A 21,801-nucleotide genomic window follows, 5' to 3' on the forward strand; every position below is an offset into this window, starting at 1 on the left:
GCCTTCACACGAATCGGAAGGAGACCGAGCCCAGCGGCCCGTAGTCCACGTGGAAGTTGTCGCCCTGCACGGCGGCCACGGGCCGCGTGAAGGAACCGGCCAGCACCACGTCGCCGGCGTTGAGCTGCTCGCCGTGCGGCGCGATCTTGTTGGCCAGCCAGGCCACGCCCGTGGCCGGGTGGTTGAGCACGGCGGCCGCCAGGCCCGTCTCTTCGATCACACCGTTCTTGTGCAGCAGCGCGCCCACCCAGCGCAGGTCCACGTCCAGGGGTTTCACGGGCCGCCCGCCGAGCACGATGCCGGCATTGGCGGCAAAGTCGGAGATGGTGTCGAACACCTTGCGCATGGCCCGGGTATCGCGGTCGAACTGCTCGATGCGCGCGTCGATGATCTCGATGGCCGGTACCACGTAGTCGGTGGCCGAGAGCACATCGAACAGCGTCACGCCCGGGCCCTTGAGCGGCCGCGCCAGGATGAAGGCCAGCTCCACCTCCACGCGCGGTGCGATGAAGCGCTCAAACAGGATGTCGCCACCCGCGTCGAAGAACATGTCGTCCATCAGCGGCGCGTAGTCGGGCTCGGTGATCTGGCTGGCCTGCTGCATGGCGCGCGAGGTCAGGCCGATCTTGCGGCCCTTGATGCTGCGGCCATCGGCCTGTTCGAGCTGCACCCATGCGCGCTGGATGGCATAGCCGTCCTCGATGGTCATCTCGGGGTACTTGGCGGAGAAGTGGCGCAGTTGCGTGCGTTGCTTGCGCGCTTGGTAGAGCTGCTGCGCCAGGGAGGCGATGGTGTCGTTGGAGAGCATGGAGGGTCAGCCCTGTGCAGGCTTGTTGAACAGGGGGTGAAGGGAGCTGTGCTTGGCGTCGAAGACCTCGGGGCCCTCGTCGATCTGCAGGGTGACGCCGATGGGACGCGACGCGAGCAGCGGTGCGAAGTGCGCCTGCGCCACGGTCGACAAGGCCTGGCCCACGGCCTGGTGCGTGGCGGCACTGCGACCGCGCCCCATGCGCAGGTTGAGGTAGACGAAGCCGTAGCCCGGCGATGGGCCGCCGGCGGGCTCTGCCTCGCCGTCATCGGCCACCGCGTGGTGCGCGGCCGGGTAGGCCAGCACGCGGATGCCACCGGCGGGAAAGACGGGTTTGCCCGCCTCGTCCACCTGCCGGCGCATGGCGCCCGCCAGGGCCCGGCACAGGGCACCCAAGTCGCTACCGCCCTGCTCCACGGGCCGGTCCAGGTCGGGGGTGTAGAGGATCACCAGGTGGGGCATGGCGCGCTCCTCACAGCCGGCCGGCCGATGGCTGGCCACCCGCCGATGCCTGCGGCCCGGGCACCGCAGCACCCGTCTGCGGCGTGACCGGGAACACGGCATTGATCTGCCCCGTACCCGAGGCACCGAAGTACGGCGTGAGCACCTCGGCGCGGCCGGTGTAGTCCGACCAGCCCAGCGCACCCATGAGCATGGCCGTGTCGTGCATGAAGCCCTCGCCATGGCCCTTGGCTGCGTACTCGGGCAGCATGGCGCAGAAGGTGGCCCAGTCGCCCGCCTGCCACATCTCGACCACGCGGTGGTCCAGCGTCTCGAGGAAGGGGCTCCAGATCTTCGTGGCGAAGTCGGGCGCCGTGCCGTTCTGCGCGAAGCGGTGGCTCAGGCTGCCGCTGGCCAGGATGGCCACGGTGCCGTCGTACTGCTCCTCGATGGCCTGGCGCATGGCCCAGCCCAGGCGTGCGCTGTCGTTGAGGTAATGCACCTGGCACAGGGCCGAGACCGAGACCACCTTGAAGTGCTGGTCGGCATTCATGTAGCGCATGGGCACCAGGGTGCCGTACTCGGGCGCCAGCGTGGTCGCTGGGTGGGCCAGCGTCTCCACGCCCTGGGCGCAGCAGGCCTTTGCCAGCAACTGGCCCAGCTCGGGGTTACCCGGGAAGGCGTAGGGCAGGTTGCTGATGAAGTGCGGCAGCTCGTTGCTGGTGTACACGCCCCCGAAGCGCGGCGCACAGTTGATGTGGTAATTGGCATTCACCAGCCAGTGCGTATCGAACACGACGATGGTGTCCACGCCCAGTTCGCGGCAGCGCCGGCCGATCTCCACGTGGCCGTCGATGGCCGCCTGGCGAAAGCCCTTGCGCGGGCCGTCGAGCTCGCTCAGGTACATGGACGGCACATGCGTGATCTTGGCCGCGAGGGCGAGGATACCCATGCTCAGACTCCCCAGTGTGGAATGTGGTGGCTGCCCAGCGAGACGGCGACGTTCTTGGGCTCCAGGAACACCTCGTAGCTCCAGCTGCCGCCCTCGCGCCCGGTGCCGCTGCCCTTGGTGCCGCCGAAGGGCTGGCGCAGGTCGCGCACGTTCTGGCTGTTGACGAAGCACATGCCGGCCTCGATGCCCGCGGCCACGCGGTGGGCACGGCCGATGTTCTCGGTCCACACATAGCTCGACAGGCCGTACTGCGTGTCGTTGGCCAGGCGGATGGCCTCGGCCTCGTCGGCAAACGGGATCAGGCAGGCCACGGGGCCGAAGATCTCGTCCTGCGCGATCTGCATGCGGTTGTCCACATCGGCGAACACGGTGGGCCGCACGAAGTTGCCCTTGTGCAGATGGGCCGGCAGCTCCGGCGCCTCCAGCCCGCCGCACAGCAGCGTGGCGCCTTCCTTCGGGCCCAGTTCGATGTAGCTGCGCACCTTGGCCAGGTGGGCCGGGCTGATCATGGGGCCGATGATGGTCCTGTCATCCATCGGGTCGCCCACGGTGATGCGCCGGGCGCGCGCCGCGAACTTCTCGGCAAAGTCGGCGTAGATCGACTTCTGCACCAGGATGCGCGAACCCGCGGTGCAGCGCTCGCCGTTGTTCGAGAAGATCATGAACACGGCGGCGTCGAGCGCGCGGTCCAGGTCCGCATCGTCGAAGACCACGAAGGGGCTCTTGCCGCCCAGTTCCATGCTGAACTTTTTCAGGCCCGCCGCCTGCACGATGCGGTTGCCCGTGGCCGTGGAGCCGGTGAAGGAGATGGCGCGCACGTCGGGGTGGGCGCACAGCGGCTCGCCCGCCTCCTTGCCGAAGCCGTGCACCACGTTGAGCACGCCGGCCGGGATGCCGGCTTCGAGCGCCAGCTGGCCCAGGCGCGCGGCTGTGAGCGGCGACAGCTCGCTCATCTTGAGCACCGCCGTGTTGCCGAAGGCCAACGCCGGCGCCACCTTCCACGTGGAGGTCATGAAGGGCACGTTCCACGGCGAGATCAGCGCGCACACGCCCACGGGGTGGAACAGCGTGTAGTTGAGGTGCGTGGGCGTGGGGTAGGTGTGGCCGTCCACGCGGGTGCACATCTCGGCAAAGTAGTAGAAGTTGTCGGCCGCGCGCGGGATCAGCGCCTTGCCGGTCTGGGCGATGACCTGGCCGGTGTCGCGCGTTTCGGTGGCAGCGATCTGCGGCACCTCGGCCGCGATCAGGTCGCCGAGCTTGCGGATGAGCTTGGCGCGCTCGGGCGCGGGCAGGCCGGCCCAGGCGGGGAAGGCGTCCTTGGCGGCGGCCACGGCCGCGTTCACCTCGGCCGCGCCGCCGCTGGCGACTTCGGCCAGCACCTCTTGCGTGGCAGGATTGACGGTCTCGAAGTACTCGCGGCCCGCTACGGGTTTGCCGGCGATCAGGTGGTCTATGCGCATGGGATCAGGTCTCCAGATGTTGATTAGATGCCGAAGGCTTCGTCGCCCACGATGGTGTTGACGAGGCGGCCGATGCCGTCGATCTCGGTCACCACCTCGTCGCCCACGTCGACGTTGACCACGCCCTCAGGCGTGCCGGTCAGGATCACGTCGCCCGCGCGCAGCGTCATGAAGCTGCTCAGGTAGGCGATCAGCTCGGGGATGTCGTTGACCATGTTGCCGGTGTGGCCCTGCTGGGTCACCTGCCCGTTGACCAGGGTGCGCAGCGTGAGGTCGTGCGGGTCGGGCACGTCGGCCGCGTCCACGAACCAGGGGCCGAGCACGGTGCAGGTGTCGCGGTTCTTCACGCGCAGGTTGGGGCGGTACCAGTTCTCCAGGTAGTCGCGGATCGCGTAGTCGTTGCACACGGTGTAGCCGGCCACATGCTGCAGGGCGTCGGCCTTGGCGACATGGCGCGCGGTCTGGCCGATCACCACGGCCAGTTCGCACTCGTAGTGCATGAAGGCCACGCCTGCCGGGCGGCGCGTCTGGCCACGGTGGCCGATCAGCGTGCCCGGGCCCTTGAGGAACACCAGCGGCTCGTCCTTGGCGGTGACGGTGAGCTCGCCCGACAGCTCCTTGAGGTGGTCGGCATAGTTCAGGCCCAACGCGATGAGGGTGCCGACCTCGAAGGGCGGCAGCCAGGCCACGGCGTCTTCTGCCACCACCCGGCCATCGGCCAGGCGGATCTTTTCTCCGTGGGGCATGGCCTCATGGATGGCACCTGCGTAGGCAACCCTGGCCTTCTTCATGGAAGAGCTCCTTCGGCAACGAAATGGTTGTCGAGCTGGCCCAGGCCGTCGATCTCGATACGGGTTTGCTGCCCCGCCCGCACACGCGGCGCCCCGGCCGAGGCGCCCAGCAGCAGCACGTCGCCAGGCGAGAGGGTCATGAAGGCGCTGACCTCGGCCAGCAGCCGTGCCACGGGGCGAATGCGCCCGCCCGTGCTCGTCCCGTGTACCAGTGCGCCATCGGCATGGACCTGCACCGCGAGCGCATCGGGGTCGGCGATCTCGCTGCGCGGCACCATGCGGGGCCCGATGGGGCAAAAGCCGTCGCGCGCCTTGAAGCGGATCGAGGGGCGGTAGAACGAACCGTGCGGCACGCTGATGTCGCCCACGATGGTGTAGCCGGCCACATGCTCCAGCGCCCGCCCCTCGGGCACGCGGCAGGCAGTGCGACCGATCACGATGCCCAGGCAGGCGCCGACCTCCAGTTCCGGCACATCCCCTGGGACCACGATGGCGTCGCCATGGCCGGCCAACGTATTGCGCGGCTTGATGTAGAGAACCGGTGCGACCGGTGCGGTGTTGTAGGGCGGCTTGTGGGCGGCAGCCTCCATCGCGGCCAGGGCGGGTGCGTGGTTGAGCAAGGCGCCATAGACGACGCCGGACAGTCGAAAAGGCGCGACGTCGAACTCCATTCGGCATGGGGCGTGTTGCGGGGTCTGGTACATTGCTAACATGTGAGTAGTTTATTTACTAACATGCTAGTAAGTCAATGGACCGCCGGCTCCTTTTCGTTCGGGTTTGTACCGAGGGGTGTCGCGGCGGCTGTGACCTGCTCCCCTGCTTTCGAGGATGATTTCGCCCCATGGATTCCCCACCACCGCAACTGGTCCACCGCAACCTGCCGCTCCTGTTCCTGCAGGCACGCGAAAGCGTCTTCGCACGCTTTCGGCCCATTCTTCACACCGTCGGCCTGACCGAGCAGCAATGGCGTGTGGTGCGCGCCCTGCTCGACCACGGGCCGCTGGAGCCGCGCCAGATCGGCGACATCTGCCGCCTGTCGAGCCCGAGCCTGGCCGGCATCCTGGCGCGCATGGCGGACCTGGGCCTGGTGCTGCGCGAGCGGCTGGAGCATGACCAGCGCCGGGTGATGGTGTCGGTGACGCCCCAGGGCAAGGCGCTGGCGGCCCGGCTAGCGCCCACGATCGAGGCGACCTACCGTGCGCTGGAAGAGGAGATGGGGGTGGAGTTCATAGAGCAGCTGTACGCCACGCTCGATGCGGTGATCGCGCGGCTTGGCGAGGCACCCGGGGGCGAGGAGGGCTGAAGATGCCGCCCTGCCCCGGGCGGCATGCATCCAGGCGTCAGAGGTCCTGCGCCAGCGGGGCCAGTTGCCCCAGCATGAAGTTGATGAACGGCGGCACGCAGCCGACGTGGCTCGAAGGCACGGCGGTGCAGTCGGTTAGGGTCACGAGGTCGCCCGCGCCCTGGGCGCGCATGGCCTGCAAGGTGGTGACCGAGCTGCCATAGGGCACGGTGACGTCGTCGCGGCCGTGGTACAGGCGCACGGGGACCTGGGGCTTCCAGTCGTGCACGCTGCTCACGCGGGCCACGGCCTGCACGTCATCGGCCAGGAAGTTGTCGATGAACTGGTTGTCGAAGCTCACGTCGGCATCGCCGGGCAACAAGGCACGCAGCAGCAGGCGCCGCACCTCGCGCTGCACGCTGCCGCCCAGGTAGCGCAAAAAGCCGGGGTTGATCAGCGCGCCGATCACGGGCTCGCGATCGCGCACCACATTCACCAGCCCGTCGAGCGTGGCCTGCACGTTGTAGGGCCCGGCACCCGTCACCACCATGCGCAGCGCCGGGCGCTCGGGTGCATTGCTGGCCTGCAGGGCGCGGTGGGCCGCCATGGTGGCGTAACCGCCCTCGGAATAACCGGTCAGGAACAGCTGGCCGTTGTCGGCCGCATTGCCCTGGCCGCGCCAGGTGCGGGCGGCCGTAAGCATGTCCAGCGTGGCGGCGGCCGTGGGGGCCGATAGCAGGTAAGGGTGGGGCGTGCCCTTGGAGACGCCATAGCCCACGTAGTCCGGCGCCACCACGATGTAGCCCAGCGAGGCCATCACCACCGCCACCTCGGAGCCCACGGCGTTGTTGCTCGGCGCCTCGGCGCTGGTGAAGATGGTGCCGTGCTGGTAGCCCAGCACCGGGCTCCTGGCACCGAGTGCCTTGACGGGCACGCTGACCAGGCCCGAGGCGCGCACTTCGCGGCCTTGGGCATCGGAGGTGGTGTACTCCAGCCGGTAGGAAGTGACGGAGTAGCGCGGCACGATGCCCTGTACCTTGGAGGCGTCCTTGGCCAGGGCTTCGGTGATCTGTGCCGGAGTGATGGTGTTGAGCAGCGCGGCCGACTTGAGTTCGCCGGCCGTGGCAACCGGTGGCGGGGTTGTGCCCCCGCCACCGTCCCCATCGCTCTTGCTGTCCCCGCCCCCGCAGGCGGTCAGCGAAACGGCCGCAGCCAGGAGGACGCTGCGCGCCAGGAGCGCAGGGCTTGCAAGGGTAGGAAAGTTGAACAAGATGCTGCTTTCAAGTGTGATTTGTGAATGATAGTAAGGAACGGCCTGCGCAGCCTTGTCGGAAAACACGCCGTGGCGGTGTCGGACATGGGCCCACGCACGGGCGCTTGGCCCGCAGAAATGCCAGGGCAGCAGGATTGGCCATAAAATCAGGCCTTGCTGCGGCGCCGATTGGCAGGTTTGCTATTGTTTTTGAAACGCCAGGCGGCGCTGGTCACAGAGTCCTTCGTCCCTTCGAAGGCTCCCCACAATGCTTCCCTTTTTGCCGACTTAAGCCTTCCATGACGTATTGCGTCGCCATCAAACTCAATGCCGGGCTGGTTTTCCTGTCCGACTCCCGCACCAATGCGGGCCTGGACCAGATCAGCTCGTTCCGCAAGATGATGCTGTACGAGAAGGCGGGCGACCGCTTCATGGTGCTGCTGTCCGCCGGCAACCTGTCGATCTCGCAGTCGGTGCGCGAGATCCTGCAGACCGAGCAGATCATCGACCGCGACGAGGAAGAGCCGATCACCATCTGGAACGCCAAGAGCATGTTCGATGCCGCGCGCGTGCTGGGTGCCGCCGTGCGCCATGTGCACGAGCGCGATGGCGCGGCGCTCAAGCGCTCGGGCGTGGACTTCAACGTGTCCATGGTCTTCGGCGGCCAGATCAAGGGCGAGGGCATGCGCCTGTTCCAGGTGTACTCGGCCGGCAACTTCATCGAGGCCACGTCCGAGACGCCCTACTTCCAGGTCGGCGAGTCCAAGTACGGCAAGCCCGTGCTCGACCGCGTGCTCACGCCCGAGACCCCGCTGGACGAGGCCGCCAAGTGCGCCCTGGTGTCCATGGACAGCACGCTCAAGTCCAACCTCTCGGTGGGCCTGCCGCTGGACCTGGTGGTCTACGAGGTGGACCGCTTCGCCACCGACAAGATCATCTGCATCGACGAGCACAACCCCTACTTCCGCATGCTGCACGACAGCTGGGGCCAGAAGCTGCGCCAGGTGTTCGACAGCATCGAAGATCCCGCCTGGGGCGGCGGCGACACGACCGTGCCCATCATGGTCAACCCGTCGCGCAGCAAGCCGCTCAAGAAGATCACCAACCACCTGGACAAACTCATCTGAGGGTGCACGCAGGCGGCCGGGCGCCGATCGCCCGGCGCACCCGCGCGCCCCGGACTTCCCGCCTTCCATGCTCCCGATCGTCTTCTCGCACGCCAACAGTTTCCCTGCGGGCACCTACCGCCTTCTCTTCAAGCTCCTGCGGCAACGCGGCTTCGACATCAGCGCAGTGGAGCGCTTCGGGCATGAACCCCAGTACCCGGTGTCCAACAACTGGCCGCTCCTGGTGCAGCACCTGGCCGACTTTGCCGGTGCGCAGGTGCAGCGCCTGGGGGAGCCGGTGTTCCTGGTCGGGCACTCGCTGGGCGGTTTCCTGAGCGTGATGGCGGCGGCGCGCCACCCGCACCTGGTGCGCGGCGTGCTGCTCATCGACTCGCCGCTGATCGGCGGCTGGCGCGCCAATGCCCTGGACGTCGCCAAGCGCACCCAGGTCGTGGGCTCCATCTCGCCCGGCAAGGTCAGCCGGCAGCGGCGCTTTTCCTGGGCCAGCAACGAGGAAGCCCTGGAGCACTTTCGCCGCAAGAAGGCGTTTGCGCGCTGGCACCCCGAAGTGTTGCAGGATTACATCACCCATGGCCTGGCCGACCAGGACGGCAAGCGCGTGCTGGGCTTCGACCGTGCGGTGGAGACCGCCATCTACAACACCTTGCCCCACAACCTGGGCCGCCTGCTCGCCAGGCACCCGCTGCAGTGCCCTGCGGCATTCATCGGCGGACGCGACTCCGAAGAAATGAAGCAGGTGGGCATGGCCATGACGCTGCGCATCACCGAAGGGCGCACCATGATGCTCGACGGCAGCCACCTGTTTCCCATGGAGCAGCCCCTGGCCACGGCCGCGGCCATCGAGGCCTCGCTGCTGAACCTGGCCGCCGTGGCCGCACACGGCTAGGCACCGCTCGCTGCACCGGCTCCCTGCAGCCGGCACGCAGGCCGGTTGGCACATGGAGCCCCCCCTGAATGGGGGGGCTTCTAATCATTCCTGTCTATTCACGGGTCCGCGCAATTGGCACCACAATGCGTGAACCGATAAATAGAGGGGGAAAAGCGCGCTGTTGGCGGATTCTCAGGTCAAAAAAGCGGGGGATGTGTCGCAACAATCCCCTACACTGGGGTTTTGTAACAGCGTGTACATGATTCATGCCTGCTTCCAATTTGCTGACCGTCCGCCTGCCGGTGCTGATCTTCGGGCTGGTATCCGCCGGACTGATCTACACCTCCATCGGCCCCGGTAAAGCCGTCACCCTGGCCATCGCCATTGCCTCGGTGCTGATGTTCGCCGCCACCTGGGCCAGTGCCACGCGGCTCCTCGGGGCGTCCGCCGCGCTGCGCTTCCTGGCGATTTCTGTCTCCCTTGGCTGGTTCGCCGAGCAGATGGGCAGCACCCACGGCTGGTTCTTCGGCAGCTACACCTATACCGAGGTGCTGGGCCTGCGCTTCGTCGGCGTGCCCGTGGTCATCCCGATGATGTGGTTCGCGCTGACCTATGCCGGTTATGTGATCAGCAACCTCATCGTCTGGCAGGCGCCGGTCGATGGCGCGCCCGGGGTGGGCAATGCGGTCTTCCTCTCGTTCCTGGCGGCGATGATCGTCACCGCCTTCGACCTGGGTGCCGACCCCTACCTGGTGTACGTGCTCAAGGCCTGGATCATGACCAAGACCGATGGCGCCTGGTTCGGCGAGACAGTGCAGGGCTTTTTCGGCTGGGTCTTCGTGAGCTTCTGCATCCTGTGCGCCTTCCGCTTTTCCACGCGCAAGATGCCCCTCAAGGCCGGCTCGGTCAACTTCCTCCCGCGCCACGCCACCGTGCCGCTGGGCATCTACAGCGCCGGCATCGTGTTCCAGGTGTTCCTGGGCCATCCGGTGGAAATCAAGTCCATCGCCCCGTTTGCCATGGGCATCCCGCTGCTGTGCGCCCTCGCCGGCCTGCAGCGCTGGCGCAACCAGCTGAAGGCCGTCTGATGAGCAAGAACCCCACGCCTGCCATTTCCGATGCGGCCCTGGCCTCCATGCAGCAGCATGCCGATCCGCTGGCCGACCAAACCATCGACGCCATCCTGGGCCCCTGGCCAGCACAGCTGCCCCCGCCCACTGCGCCGCAGTGGGCGCACATCAAGACCGTCAACCACCTGTTCGGCGAGTGGACCACCAACGCCAGCATCGACGGCTGGACAGCCACAGGCGATGGCGTGACCAAGGAGATGGCCGATGCGCTGCAGGACTACCTGGCCCAGGGCCAGGTACTGCCCGAATGGGCCGACGCGCGCAAGATCGAGCGCGCCGAGAAGATCTTCTTCGACCATGGCGCACTCTCGTGCATCTTGCTGTTCTGCGCCAGCCTGCCCGAGTGCTATGTGATCCCCGACCTGTCGAGCGTGCTGCACACCGCGGGCCAGCTCGAGCAGCACACCGAGTACCGCATCCGCTCCACGGCGGCCATGATCTTCCCGGTGATGATGCACGGCGGGCTGACCCGCCCGGACGGTGCCGGCGTGGCACAGATCCTCAAGGTGCGCCTGATCCACGCCACCATCCGCAACCTGATCCTGCGCGGCACGCCCGAATCGGCCGTGAAGGACCTGCTGACGCATCCGAACATCGTCGGCGCGGGCAAGCTGGGCGGGCTGCCGGGCCTGCCGCCCCAGCCCAGCATGTACCAGGCGCTGTTCGCACGCGGCTGGGACCTGGCCGACGACGGCCTGCCTTGCAACCAGGAAGAGCTGGCCTACACGCTGCTCACCTTCGGTTATGTGTTCCTGCGCAGCATGCGCCGCCTGGGCATCGGCCTGCCGGCGCATGACGAGGAGGCCTACCTGCACGCCTGGAATGTGGTCGGCCACATCCTGGGCATTGAGCGCGGGCTGATGGTCGAGACCATGGACGAGGGCAAGGAACTGATGGCCCGCATGCAGGCCCGTGGCCGCGCCGAGCCGGTGAGCCCCGACCCGCGGCCCGGCCTGGGGCAGGCACTCATGGCCACCATGGCCAACTCCATCCCCTGGAACATCGCCAAGCCCTTTCCGCAGCTGATGACGCGCTTCCTGTGCGGCAAGGCCACGGCGGGCGACCTGGGCCTGACCCAGCCCGTGCCCTGGTCCTCGGCCCTGCTGTTCTGGGGCGTGCTGCTGGTGGCCCGGGTCGTCGACTGGGTGCTGCGCCTGGTGCTGCCGCGCTTTTCCATCGTGCGCACGCTCACGCGCATCCTGGGCTACCACTTCATGAGCCGCGTGCTGATGAGCCAGACCCGGCCGCTGCAGCTGCCCAGCGAGCTGCTCAACCAGGTGGACGGGGTGGTGCACAACTGGAGCGACGACCCCCATGTACCGAAGTGGATCAACCGCATCGAGGACCGCCTGACCACGCACGGCACCTGGAGCCTGAAGCTGGCCGCCAGCGCCCGCCCGGCGGCCGCCGCCGCCCCCCAGCCTGCTGCCACGGCGCAGGAGACGGCGTAGCCCCATGGCCCGCCACCCCATCGCCTCCCGCCGCCCACCGGCAGGACACGCAGGCCCGCCGCCTGCGTGGCGCGGCGCATGGCGGTGGTGGATGGCCTGGCTGGCCCTGGCCCTGCTCTGGCCGGCGCTGGCCGCAGCGGCAGCCCCGGCCGTGCAGCCGCTGGTGCTGGACGAAAAACAACCTTCGGTGAACGCCTGGCCCCATGTGCGCGTGCTGCCCGACGCCAGCCGGCACCTCACGGTACAGCACATGCTGGCGCGCCTGCCCGAATTCACCAGTCCTACCGGGGCGGAAGGCACCCTGGGCGTGCGCCAGGATGCGGTATGGCTGCGCGTGCCGCTGTCGGTGGCCCAGGCGCCGGCCCATCCCTGGATCCTGAGCATCGACTACCCCGTGCTCAACGAGGTGGACGTCTACCTCGCCTCGGACGGCGCGGTGGTCCAGCAGGCCCTGATGGGCAATCTGCGCCCCTTCTCCGACCGGCCGCTGCGCGGGCGCACGCCGTCGATGATGTTGAACCTGCAGCCCGGCCAGCAGTACGAGCTGCTGGTGCGCGTGCGCACCGGGGGCGCGATGATCGTGCCGCTGGTAGTCAGCAAGGCCCCGGTGCTGCTGCCGCTGGCATTGCGCGAGCAGATGCTGCAAGGCCTGCTGGCCGGCCTGGCCCTGTGCCTGGTGGTCTACAGCCTGACCCAGTGGGCCAGCCAGCGCGAAAAGCTGTTCCTTTTCTATGCCCTGCTGGTGGTCGGCAGCGCAGGCTTTTCGATCCAGTTCTTCGGCATCGGCAGCCAGTTCCTGTGGAGCAACAACCACTGGATGGAGGTCCACGCCGCCAGCGCCGCCGGGCTGCTGGCCCTGGGGGCTTCGTTTCTGTTCATGGGCTATGCGCTCGTGGGAGACAACCCACGCAGCCGCTTCCTGGCCATCATGCGCGGCGGGGCCATGTTGTGCGGCCTGGTGGGCCTGGCCTTCCTCACCGACCTGATCGACACCCGGCAGGCCACGGCCTTCCTGAGCATCTTCGGCCCGCTGCCTTCGCTCCTGAGCCTGCCGCTGGCCTTGAAGCGGGTGCGCCAGGGCGACACCGTGAGCACCACGCTGCTGGCCGCCTGGATCGCCTACTTCGTCGCGGCCGCCGTGATGGTGGGCCTGGTGCAGGGCTGGGCCCCGCTGTCGTTCTGGACCCTGCACTCCTTCCAGATCGGCGCCACGGTGGACATGCTGCTTTTCCTGCGCGTGCTGGCCCTGCGCACCGATGCGCTGCGCACCGCCACCGACGATGCGCTGCGCGAACGCGACGCCATGCGGGCCCTGGCCTATACCGATGCGCTCACGGGGTTGCCCAACCGGCGCGGCCTGCAGCTGGCGCTGAACTCGGCCATCTCGCTGTGCGCGCCCAACCGCCTGGTGGCGGTGTACCTGCTGGACCTCGACGGCTTCAAGCCCATCAACGACCTGCATGGCCACGACGTGGGCGACGACCTGCTGGTGGCCGTGAGCCACCGGCTGCAGGACCATGTGCGCCGCAAGACCGATGTGGTGGCGCGCCTCGGGGGCGACGAATTCATCATCATGGCCGCCGACCTGGTCCGCGCCGAGCAGGCCGAGGATCTGGGCAACGCGCTGCTGCACGCGTTCCGGGAGCCGTTCGTGATGAGCCACCTGCAGATGCATGTGGGCCTGACCATCGGCTATGCCCTGGCTCCCATCGATGCCGCCGAGCCCCGCGAACTGATCCGCCTGGCCGACGCCGCCATGTACCAGGGCAAGCAACGCGGCAAGCATTGCCTGATCCGCAACGATGCCAGCATGGCACTGCCGGCCTGATCTCCATGCGCCTGACGAGCCCCGCCCCCCTGGTTGGCACACTGTGTGGCCTGAGGTCCCGTTCCAGAGGCATACTGGTCAGCCCAAGCCACCCAGGCCTGCAGTCACCGACCTTGCGCTCAGCCCCCTGACCACCATGTCCAGCGCCCTGCTCCTTCGCATTGCCGATGCCTGGCACCGGCTGCCAGCGCCACCCCGATGGCGCACGACAGGCCCTGGGCGGCTGGCCAGCCCTTTGGACACCCGATGAGCGTGCTGCACGGGTTCATGCGTTCGATGGCGGCCATCGCGGTGCTGTGCCTGCTCATGCTCCAGGGGCTGCCGGCGCGTGCCGCCACGCCGCTCGTGCTCAGCCCCGACGCCCAGAGCCTGGACGCCTGGAGCGTGGCCACCCTGCAGGCCGATGCCTCGCGCGAACTCACGGCCAGCGACATGCTGGGCAGACTCGACCGCTTCGAGGAGCCGCCCCGCCGCGGCGGCTCGATCGGAGCGCACAAGGAGGCCATCTGGCTGCGCATTCCGCTGGCCGTGCCCGAGGCCCCCACGAACCAGTGGATCGTCAACCTCGACTACGGCGCCCTGCAGGAGGTCGACATCTACCTGACCAGCCAGGGCCAGGTGCTGCAGCAGGCGCTGCTGGGCTACCTGCGCGCGCCCGGCAAGGCCGCGGGCGCCAGCCGGACGCCGGGCCTGGCCCTGAACCTGCAGGCCGGGCAGGCGTACGAGGTGCTGATCCGTGTGCGCACGCCGGGGCCGATGATCCTGCCGATCACGGTCAGCGAAGCCCCCTACCGCCTGAAGATGGCCCTGCGCGAGCAGATGCTGCAGGGCCTGCTCAACGGCCTGGCCTTCTGGCTGCTGTTGTACAGCCTGCTCCAGTGGGTGGGCCAGCGCGACCGCCTGTTCGCCTGCTATGCGCTGGTGGTGCTGGGCAGTGCCGGCTTTTCCCTGCAGTTCTTCGGTATCGGTGTGCAGTTCCTCTGGCCGGGCAGTGTGTGGATGGAATTGCACGGGGCCATCATCTTCGGCCTGGTGGCGCTGGCAGGTTCCTTCCTCTTTCTCCGGCACGCCATGGCGGGCGACGCCCCGCACAGCCGCTATGCCCGCACCATGCAGGGCGGCGCCGCACTCACGGCCCTGGTATGCCTGGCCTTCGCCTTCGACCTGCTGAGCGTCAAGGCAGCCACCCTCTTCATGAGCCTGTTCGGCATGGCGCCGAGCCTGCTGAGCCTGCCCGCCGCGCTGCGCCAGGCGCGCCGGGGAGACCCCATCGGTGCCACGCTGCTGGTGGCATGGACCGTCTACGGCGCCGCCGCCCTCATGATGGCCGCCCTGGTCCAGGGCTGGGTGCCGGTGAATTTCTGGACTCTGCATGCCTTCCAGCTCGGTGCCACCGTGGACATGCTGCTCTTCCTGCGCGTGCTGGGGCTGCGCTCGGAGGCCTTGCGCCGCGCCACGCTCGATGCCCTGCGCGAGCGCGATGCCATGCGCTCGCTGGCCCACACCGACCCGCTCACGGGCCTGCCCAACCGCCGCGGCATGCAGATCGCGCTGAACTCGGCACTCCAGCAGTGCGCGCCCGAGCGCATGGTGGCGGTGTTCCTGCTGGACCTGGACGGCTTCAAGCCCGTCAACGACACGCACGGCCACGACGTGGGCGATGAGCTGCTGGTGGCGGTGGGGCAGCGCCTGTCGGCCAACGTGCGGCGCCAGACCGACCTGGTGGCCCGCCCGGGCGGTGACGAATTCATCATCCTGGCTCCCCAGCTGACGCGGCCCGAGCAGGCCCGGGAGATCGGTGAAGGCCTGCTGCATGCGTTCAGCGAGCCGTTCACGCCGCGCAACCTGCGCCTGCACGTGGGCCTGACCATCGGCTACGTGCTGGCCCCCTTCGACGGCAAGGATGTGCGCGAGCTCATCGGCAAGGCCGACGCCGCGATGTACAAGGGCAAGCAGACCGGCAAGCACTGCCTGCTGCGTGGCGATGGTGCCGTTGCCCTCGCCTCCTGACGACCATGCGAGCCCTGTTGCACCACCCCCACGCCCACCCGCTGCCCGCACTGCGCAGCTGGTGGAGGGCCGCGGCATGCCTGGTGCTGCTGCTGGGCCTGCTGGCCGGCGCAGGCAAGGCCCATTCGGCGCAGCCCCTGGTGCTGCACGACAGCGCCGCGTCGATCGAGGTATGGCCGGCGGTGCGCATGCTCTCCGATCCCACGCTCAAGCTCGGCCTGGAGGAGGTGCAGGCCCGTGCCGGTGACTTCGTGCCCCCGCCCTCCCGGGGCGCCACGCTGGGCGTGCGCTCGGACGCCATCTGGCTGCGCGCGCCGCTGGCGGTGCACCTGACCTCCGACGGCCGCTGGACGCTGGACATCAACCACCCCGACCTGAACCGGGTCGACGTCTACGTTCTCAGCGCGGGCCATGTGACCAGGCACGTCGTGCTGGGCAGCCTGCAGCCGTACTCGGAGCGGCCGCTGCAAAGCCGCTCGCATGCCGTGGCGCTCGAATTGCTGCCAGGCCAGGCCTACGAACTGCTGATGCGCGTGGAAACCCGGGCGGCCATGATCCTGCCCATCACGCTCAACAAGTCGTCGGCCATGCTTGCCACCGCGGTGGACGAGCAGATGCTGCAGGGCGTGCTCACCGGCCTGGCGCTGTGCCTTTTGATCTACAGCCTGGCCCAGTGGACCAGCCTGCGCGAGCCGCTGTTCATCTTCTACGCGCTGCTGATCACGGGCAGCCTGATGTTTTCGCTGCACCTGTTCGGCATTGGCCGGCAGTACCTGTGGAGCAACAGCCTGTGGTTCACCGAGCATGCGGCGGGCCTCTCGGCGCTGCTGGCCACCTGCGGGTCCTTCCTGTTCATCAGCCAGGCCCTGGCGGGGGACCAGCCCAAGAGCCGCTTCCTGCGCGCCATGCGCTGCGGCGCCGCGCTGTGCGTGGTGCTGGGCATCGCCTACAGCCTGGATGTGCTGAGCACCCGCGCCATTGCCGCCATCGTGAGCATCCTGGGCCTGGTGCCCGCGCTCATGGGCATCCCGGGCGCGGTGCGCAAGGCCCTCGCAGGCGACGGCGTGGGCACCAGCCTGCTGGCGGCCTGGCTGATCTACTTCGTGACCACGGCGGTGATGATCGGCGTCATCAACGGCTGGGTACCGGTCAACTTCTGGACTTTGCACTCCTTCCAGTTCGGCGCCACCATCGACATGCTGCTGTTCATGCGCGTGCTGGGCCTGCGCACGCATGCCCTGCAGCTGGAGGCGCTGCATGCCAACCGCGAGCGCGACGCCATGCATTCGCTGGCCCACACCGACCCGCTCACCGGCCTGCCCAACCGGCGTGGCCTGAACATGGCCCTCGCAGCCGCCCTGCCCCGCAGCAGCAAGGGCGACCTGCTGGCCGTCTACATGATGGACCTCGATGGCTTCAAGCCCGTGAACGACCAGCACGGCCACGATGTCGGCGACGAACTGCTGGTGGCCGTGACGCGCCGCCTGCAGGGCCACGTGCGGCAAAGCGACGTGGTCGCGCGCCTGGGCGGCGACGAGTTCGTGGTGATGGCCGGGCACCTGGGCAGCGCCCAGCAGGCGCAGGAGCTGGGGCTCAAGCTGCTCGAGGCCTTCCGCCTGCCGTTCTCGCTGGGGAGCATCCAGGTCCATGTGGGACTGACCGTCGGCTATGCCATCGCACCCGACGACAGCAGCGATGCCGCCGGCCTGCTCAAGCTCGCCGATGCCGCCATGTACAGCGGCAAGCAGAGCGGCAAGTTCTGCCTGCGCCGCAATACCGGGGACCTGGCACTGTCATCGGCATAGGGTCAGCAGGGCCTGCGGGCACTTGGGGAATCCATTGCTGGTCAAACGCTGGGCGTTCCGGTACACAGGAGACCTCGCAACCTCTGTACGGATCCTGTGCCATGGCCCATCGCAAAAGTCCCGCCCGCATTGCCAAAGCCGCGCGTGTCGCGCAATTCCATGCCCTGGCCGCCTCGGCAGCCGATGCGGCGGGAGACGCCGGCGAGACCTCCGACACCGCCATCGCGCTGGAATCGCTGGCCCATCTGGAGCACATGCTGGTGGGCCGGGTGGTGCTGCCATCGAGCCCCGACTACAACACGGCCCGCCAGGAATCGAACCCCGCCTTCCAGTCGTTCCCCAAGATCATCGTCTACTGCGCGGTCGAGAACGACGTGATCGAGTGCCTGGCCGTGGCGCGCAAGTACAAGGTGCCCGTGGCCGTGCGCTGCGGCGGCCACAGCACGGCCGGCTACTCGGTCAACAACGGCATGGTGATCGACCTGAGCGGCATCCAGGGCGTGGTGCTGGACCCGCCGAACCAGCGCGTGTACGTGCGGCCGGGCACCGACTTCGACCACTTCAACGGCGCCATGAACCACACCGGCTGGCACGTGCCCACCGGCGCCTGCGGCAGCGTCTGCGTGGGCGGCTTCGTGCAGGGTGGGGGCTACGGCTACACCTCGCGGCGCTACGGCATCCAGAGCGACCTGGTGGAGTCGCTGCGCGTGGCACTGGCCGACGGCAGCATCGTGAACGCCAGCGAGAGCGAGAACCCGCTGCTGTACTGGTCGATGCGCGGGGGCACGGGCGGCAACTTCGGCGTGCTGCTGCAGGTCACCTACAGCATGGTGCCGCTGGACACCGTGTGGGCCTGGTCCATCGGCTGGGACATGTCCCAGGCCGCCAACGTTCTGACCATGATGCAGCAGCGGTACATGCAAAGCGGTGCGCCCGACGCGCTCGGTTACATGATGAACCTGGGCTACTACGGCGGCAAGCCGGTGGCCATGGTGCAGGGCATGTTCTGCGGCACGCGCGAGGCCGGCCTGCAGGCGATCGCCCCGCTCCTGGACATCCCCAGCGCCCAGCTGCTGGTGGACCAGACCGGCACCTACCCGGACATGAACATCTGGCTCGAAGACCACCCCTATTCGTTGCCCGACAACCTGCCCGACGGCATTGCCGAGAGCAAGGCCTCGGGCTACATCAGCCGCCCGCTCACCACGGCGGACTGGCAGTCCATCATCGACTACTTTCTGACCTCGCCCAACCAGTGGTCGCTGGCCTACCTGGAGCCCTATGGCGGTGCCATCAACCGCTACCCCATCGAGGCCAGTGCCTTCATCCACCGCCGCGTGGATGCCGACCTGGTGGCGGACGTGTTCTGGCGCAACCCGGCCGAACGCGCGCAGACCGAGGCCTGGCTGGCCGGCTTCATGAAGCTCGTGCAACCCTTCCTGAACGGGCACGTGTACCAGAACTACCCCGACGCCAGCCTGCAGGATTTCGAAGAGGCCTACTGGGGCCCCGCCTACCCGACCCTGCAGCAGGCCAAGCAGGAGTACGACCCAACCAATTTCTTCAAATTCCAGCAGAGCATCCGCCTGCCCAGGAAAGAGTCGTAGCCCAGCCACACCCCGGGGTTCCCGCAGGGCGGGCCCAGGGGCCTGGGTCAGGTCTGCTGCAGCTCGCGCTGCGCGTAGTGCAGCCGGCCCTTGCCCGCGCGCTTGGCGGCGTACATGGCCTGGTCGGCGCGGTTCATGAGGGCGTCGGTCTCCCCCTCGAGCGGGGGGTGCACCGCCACGCCGATGCTGGCACCGATGCGCAGCTCGCGGCCCTCCACCCACATGGGCTCCTGCAGCGCTTCGATGATGCGCTGGCCGATGCCATCGGTCACGTCGCGCGTGACCTCGCGGTCCAGCATGACCAGGAACTCGTCGCCCCCCAGCCGTGCCATGGTGTCCTCGCCGCGCACCGTGGCCGCCAGCCGCCGGGCCACGATGCGCAGCACCTCGTCACCCGCACGGTGGCCTTCCGTGTCGTTCACGCCCTTGAAGCCATCGAGGTCGATGAACAGCAGCGCCACCGAGCCGGCAGCGTGCTGGCGCACCCGGGCCAGCGATTGCTCGAGGCGGCTGTGGAAGGCCGCGCGGTTGTACAGGCCCGTCAGTGAATCGTGGTTGGCCAGGTACTGCTGCTGGCGCGCGATCTGTATCTTGGCCGAGACATCCTGCACCAGGGCCATGATGGACGTCACCCGCCCTTCGGCGTCGGTCAGCGCGGAGTTGAACCACTCGCAGTGCACCTCGGAGCCATCCTGGCGCGTAAAGGAGGTCTCGGCCCGGTTCTGCGCCTCCTGGCCCTCCTGCAGGCGCTGCAGCGCCTCGTGCAGGCCTTCGTCCGAGGTGTGGCCCAGCAGCTGCGTGAGCGATCGCCCCTCCAGGTGCGCCACGGGGAGCCAGCCCATCAGTTGCACCGCCCGCTGCGAGCAGTGCAGCAGGCGCAGGTCCTGGTCCATCTCCAGCACCGCCAGGGGGCTGTTTTCCATGTGTGACGACAGCCGCTGGTTGGCGGCACGCAGGGCGTTCATGGTCACCTGCAGTTCATGCACATCGAGCGCGGTGGTGATGAAACCGTCGATGACGCCATTGCGTGCGGGCCAGGGCGTCAGGCAGATCGTGCGCCACTCGTCAAAGCCGTACGGGGTGCGCAGCAGCCGCTGGTATTGGACGCGCTCGCCGCTGAGCACGCGCTCGACGAAGGGCATGAAGCGGGCACAGTCGTGCTCGCCATACAGGTCGACCAGGGTCTTGCCCAAGAGCAGCTCGGGCGTACTGCCGAACCAGCGCGCGTACTCCTCGTTCACATAGACCATCTGCAGGCCCCGGTCCACCGCAGCCAGGGTGGCGCCCGCACTCTTGGTGATCAGTTCGAGCAACTCGTCCTTGGACCAGTCGGTATGCCTGGCACGGCGGAGCAATCTTTCTGGCTCATCTGGCGTCATGTGGCGAAAGTCCCGGGGCAAGGATCATCTATTGGCCAAGCGAAAGCAGGGTGGGCGCTGCAGGACAACGCAACCACACGTTACAGCTTATCACCTTCGCAGCCCCCACATGGCTGGGGCGTTCCCGCTACTCGGCCCAGCGCACCCATCCGCCCCAGGCCGTGATCAGCACCACCATGCCGAACACGATGCGGTAGTAGGCAAACGGCACGAAGCTGTGGCTGCTGATGTAGCGCAGCAGCCAGCGCACGCACAGCCAGGCGCTGAAGAACGAGAACACCAGCCCGGTGGCGAACATCGGGATGTCGGCCACCGACAGCAGCGCGCGCTCCTTGTACAGGCTGTACACCCCGGCGCCGATCAAGGTGGGCATGGCCAGAAAGAACGAGAAATCCGTGGCCGCCTTGCGCGACAGCCCGAGCAGCATGCCGCCGATGATGGTGGCGCCGCTGCGGCTGGTGCCCGGCACCATGGCCAGGCACTGCACCAGGCCGACCTTGAGCGCGTCGAGCGGGCTCATGTCGTCCACCTCGTGGATACGGGTGGCGCCCGCCGGGCGCTTTTCGGCCCACAGGATCACGAAGCCGCCCAGGATGAAGGTGCTGGCCACCACCACCGGGATGAACAGGTGCGCCTTGATGGCCTTGCCCAGCAGCAGGCCCAGCACCACCGCCGGCAAAAAGCCGATGAGCACGTTGAGCACCAGGCGCTGCGCGCTGCGCTCGCGCGGCAGGGCCACCAGGGTGGCGCGGATCTTCTGCCAGTAGACCAGGATGACGGCGAAGATGGCGCCGGTCTGGATGGCGATGTCGAACACCTTGGCCTTGGCATCGTCGAAGCCGAGCAGGGAGCCCGCCAGGATCAGGTGGCCGGTGGATGAGATGGGGAGAAATTCGGTCAGGCCTTCGACCACGCCCATGAGGGCAGCCTTGGCCAGCAAAACGAGGTCCACGCGCGTCCTTTGGCCCTGGAGGGCCTGCAAAAAAGTGCCGATTATCCCTGCCCGCCCGCCCCCGGCGACCGCCGGAACACCTGCATTCCGCTCCGGTCCGCTGCATTTCGCTCCATTGCGCCTGCATTTCATCGCAGGCCGGTGGCAGGCCCGGGGGGCGATCGGCACAGTACGCCCATCGCTGAAACCTGCCTCCAGGAGCCCCACCATGCAGATCACCCCCGTCATCGCCATCCACATGGCCGCCGCGCTGGTTGCCGTCGCCATCGGACCGCTGGCCCTGTGGGCCCGCAGGAGCCGCGACCAGCGCCCTCGCCTGCACCGCGCAGCCGGGTATGCCTGGGTCACGCTGATGCTGATGGTCGCCGTATCGGCCGTGTTCATCAGCGGCGACAAGGGTCCGCGTCTGGCGGGCTTTGGCGTGATCCACCTGCTGGTTCCCGTCACCCTGGGCCTGATCGCCCTGTCGTTCTACTTCCTGGTGCGCGGCAACGTGACGGCGCACCGCCGGATCATGCAGGGCACCTATGTCGGCTCGTGCCTCGTGGCCGGCGCCTTCACCCTGCTGCCCAACCGCCTGCTCGGCCAGTGGCTCTGGAGCCAGCTGGGCATTGCCTGACCACCTACCCACCCACCGCCCATTTTTCGTCCCCCTCAC

General features: G+C 68.1%; 19 protein-coding genes. 10 read left to right on the plus strand and 9 right to left on the minus strand.

What is annotated here, in order from left to right; genetic code table 11:
* Positions 1–4 precede the first annotated feature (4 nt).
* Genes hpaH through AC07PF_RS22990 form a run of 6 tightly spaced genes read right to left on the minus strand, consistent with a single transcriptional unit; the run spans position 5 to position 5,123 of the window.
* Positions 5–808, minus strand: coding sequence for a 2-oxo-hept-4-ene-1,7-dioate hydratase (hpaH, locus tag AC07PF_RS22965; protein ID WP_494613403.1), 804 nt, complete (start codon positions 806–808; stop codon positions 5–7).
* A gap of 6 nt (positions 809–814) precedes the next feature.
* Positions 815–1,270, minus strand: coding sequence for a 5-carboxymethyl-2-hydroxymuconate isomerase (locus AC07PF_RS22970; RefSeq protein WP_494613404.1), 456 nt, complete (start codon positions 1,268–1,270; stop codon positions 815–817).
* A 10-nt stretch (positions 1,271–1,280) separates the two neighbouring features.
* Complete coding sequence (gene hpaD, locus AC07PF_RS22975) at positions 1,281–2,201, minus strand: 3,4-dihydroxyphenylacetate 2,3-dioxygenase (protein ID WP_494613405.1); 921 nt, start codon at positions 2,199–2,201, stop codon at positions 1,281–1,283.
* A gap of 2 nt (positions 2,202–2,203) precedes the next feature.
* Positions 2,204–3,661 carry a 5-carboxymethyl-2-hydroxymuconate semialdehyde dehydrogenase gene (gene hpaE / locus AC07PF_RS22980; RefSeq protein WP_494604841.1) on the minus strand — a complete coding sequence of 486 codons (1,458 nt, stop codon included), beginning with the start codon at positions 3,659–3,661 and terminating at the stop codon, positions 2,204–2,206.
* 23 nt (positions 3,662–3,684) lie between these two features.
* Complete coding sequence (locus AC07PF_RS22985) at positions 3,685–4,452, minus strand: fumarylacetoacetate hydrolase family protein (RefSeq protein ID WP_494613406.1); 768 nt, start codon at positions 4,450–4,452, stop codon at positions 3,685–3,687.
* On the minus strand, positions 4,449–5,123 hold the full coding sequence (locus AC07PF_RS22990; protein WP_494613407.1) for a fumarylacetoacetate hydrolase family protein: 675 nt from the start codon (positions 5,121–5,123) through the stop codon (positions 4,449–4,451). The genes AC07PF_RS22985 and AC07PF_RS22990 overlap by 4 nt, the downstream gene beginning before the upstream one ends.
* Before the next feature lie 170 nt (positions 5,124–5,293).
* Here AC07PF_RS22990 and hpaR point away from each other — a divergent pair, with 170 nt between their 5' ends.
* The gene (hpaR, locus tag AC07PF_RS22995) at positions 5,294–5,755 is read left to right on the plus strand and encodes a homoprotocatechuate degradation operon regulator HpaR (RefSeq protein WP_179683993.1); all 462 of its coding nucleotides are present in this window, start codon (positions 5,294–5,296) and stop codon (positions 5,753–5,755) included.
* A 37-nt stretch (positions 5,756–5,792) separates the two neighbouring features.
* Here hpaR and AC07PF_RS23000 read toward each other — a convergent pair whose 3' ends face one another.
* A complete protein-coding gene (locus AC07PF_RS23000) occupies positions 5,793–7,004 on the minus strand; it encodes an alpha/beta hydrolase family protein (RefSeq protein ID WP_494613408.1) in 1,212 nt (403 codons plus the stop codon).
* 281 nt (positions 7,005–7,285) lie between these two features.
* Between AC07PF_RS23000 and AC07PF_RS23005 the strand changes: the two genes are divergently transcribed.
* The 8 genes from AC07PF_RS23005 (at position 7,286) to AC07PF_RS23040 (ending at position 18,812) form a co-directional block, all read left to right on the plus strand.
* Positions 7,286–8,113, plus strand: coding sequence for a proteasome-type protease (locus tag AC07PF_RS23005; protein WP_007853654.1), 828 nt, complete (start codon positions 7,286–7,288; stop codon positions 8,111–8,113).
* A gap of 67 nt (positions 8,114–8,180) precedes the next feature.
* Positions 8,181–8,999: an alpha/beta fold hydrolase gene (locus AC07PF_RS23010; protein WP_007853652.1), complete on the plus strand. Its 819-nt coding sequence runs from the start codon at positions 8,181–8,183 to the stop codon at positions 8,997–8,999.
* A 248-nt stretch (positions 9,000–9,247) separates the two neighbouring features.
* Complete coding sequence (locus AC07PF_RS23015; RefSeq protein ID WP_145695351.1) at positions 9,248–10,069, plus strand: carotenoid biosynthesis protein; 822 nt, start codon at positions 9,248–9,250, stop codon at positions 10,067–10,069.
* A complete protein-coding gene (locus AC07PF_RS23020) occupies positions 10,069–11,562 on the plus strand; it encodes an oxygenase MpaB family protein (RefSeq protein ID WP_494613409.1) in 1,494 nt (497 codons plus the stop codon). The genes AC07PF_RS23015 and AC07PF_RS23020 overlap by 1 nt, the downstream gene beginning before the upstream one ends.
* A 91-nt stretch (positions 11,563–11,653) precedes the next feature.
* Positions 11,654–13,390: a diguanylate cyclase domain-containing protein gene (locus AC07PF_RS23025; RefSeq protein WP_494613410.1), complete on the plus strand. Its 1,737-nt coding sequence runs from the start codon at positions 11,654–11,656 to the stop codon at positions 13,388–13,390.
* A gap of 246 nt (positions 13,391–13,636) precedes the next feature.
* Complete coding sequence (locus AC07PF_RS23030; protein ID WP_494613411.1) at positions 13,637–15,400, plus strand: diguanylate cyclase domain-containing protein; 1,764 nt, start codon at positions 13,637–13,639, stop codon at positions 15,398–15,400.
* A 5-nt stretch (positions 15,401–15,405) separates the two neighbouring features.
* Entirely contained in the window at positions 15,406–17,205 is a 1,800-nt protein-coding gene (locus AC07PF_RS23035) for a diguanylate cyclase domain-containing protein (RefSeq protein WP_494604857.1), read from the plus strand.
* A 101-nt stretch (positions 17,206–17,306) separates the two neighbouring features.
* A complete protein-coding gene (locus tag AC07PF_RS23040) occupies positions 17,307–18,812 on the plus strand; it encodes an FAD-binding oxidoreductase (protein WP_007853641.1) in 1,506 nt (501 codons plus the stop codon).
* 47 nt (positions 18,813–18,859) lie between these two features.
* On the opposite strand, the gene AC07PF_RS23045 is transcribed toward AC07PF_RS23040, so the two are convergent.
* Positions 18,860–20,191 carry a diguanylate cyclase domain-containing protein gene (locus tag AC07PF_RS23045; protein ID WP_494613412.1) on the minus strand — a complete coding sequence of 444 codons (1,332 nt, stop codon included), beginning with the start codon at positions 20,189–20,191 and terminating at the stop codon, positions 18,860–18,862.
* Positions 20,192–20,318: 127 nt separating this feature from the next.
* Positions 20,319–21,143, minus strand: coding sequence for an undecaprenyl-diphosphate phosphatase (locus AC07PF_RS23050; protein ID WP_007853636.1), 825 nt, complete (start codon positions 21,141–21,143; stop codon positions 20,319–20,321).
* A gap of 208 nt (positions 21,144–21,351) precedes the next feature.
* Between AC07PF_RS23050 and AC07PF_RS23055 the strand changes: the two genes are divergently transcribed.
* Entirely contained in the window at positions 21,352–21,762 is a 411-nt protein-coding gene (locus tag AC07PF_RS23055) for a DUF2306 domain-containing protein (protein ID WP_494613413.1), read from the plus strand.
* Positions 21,763–21,801: the final 39 nt, after the last annotated feature.

Source organism: Acidovorax sp. GW821-FHT10A04, assembly GCF_059415825.1.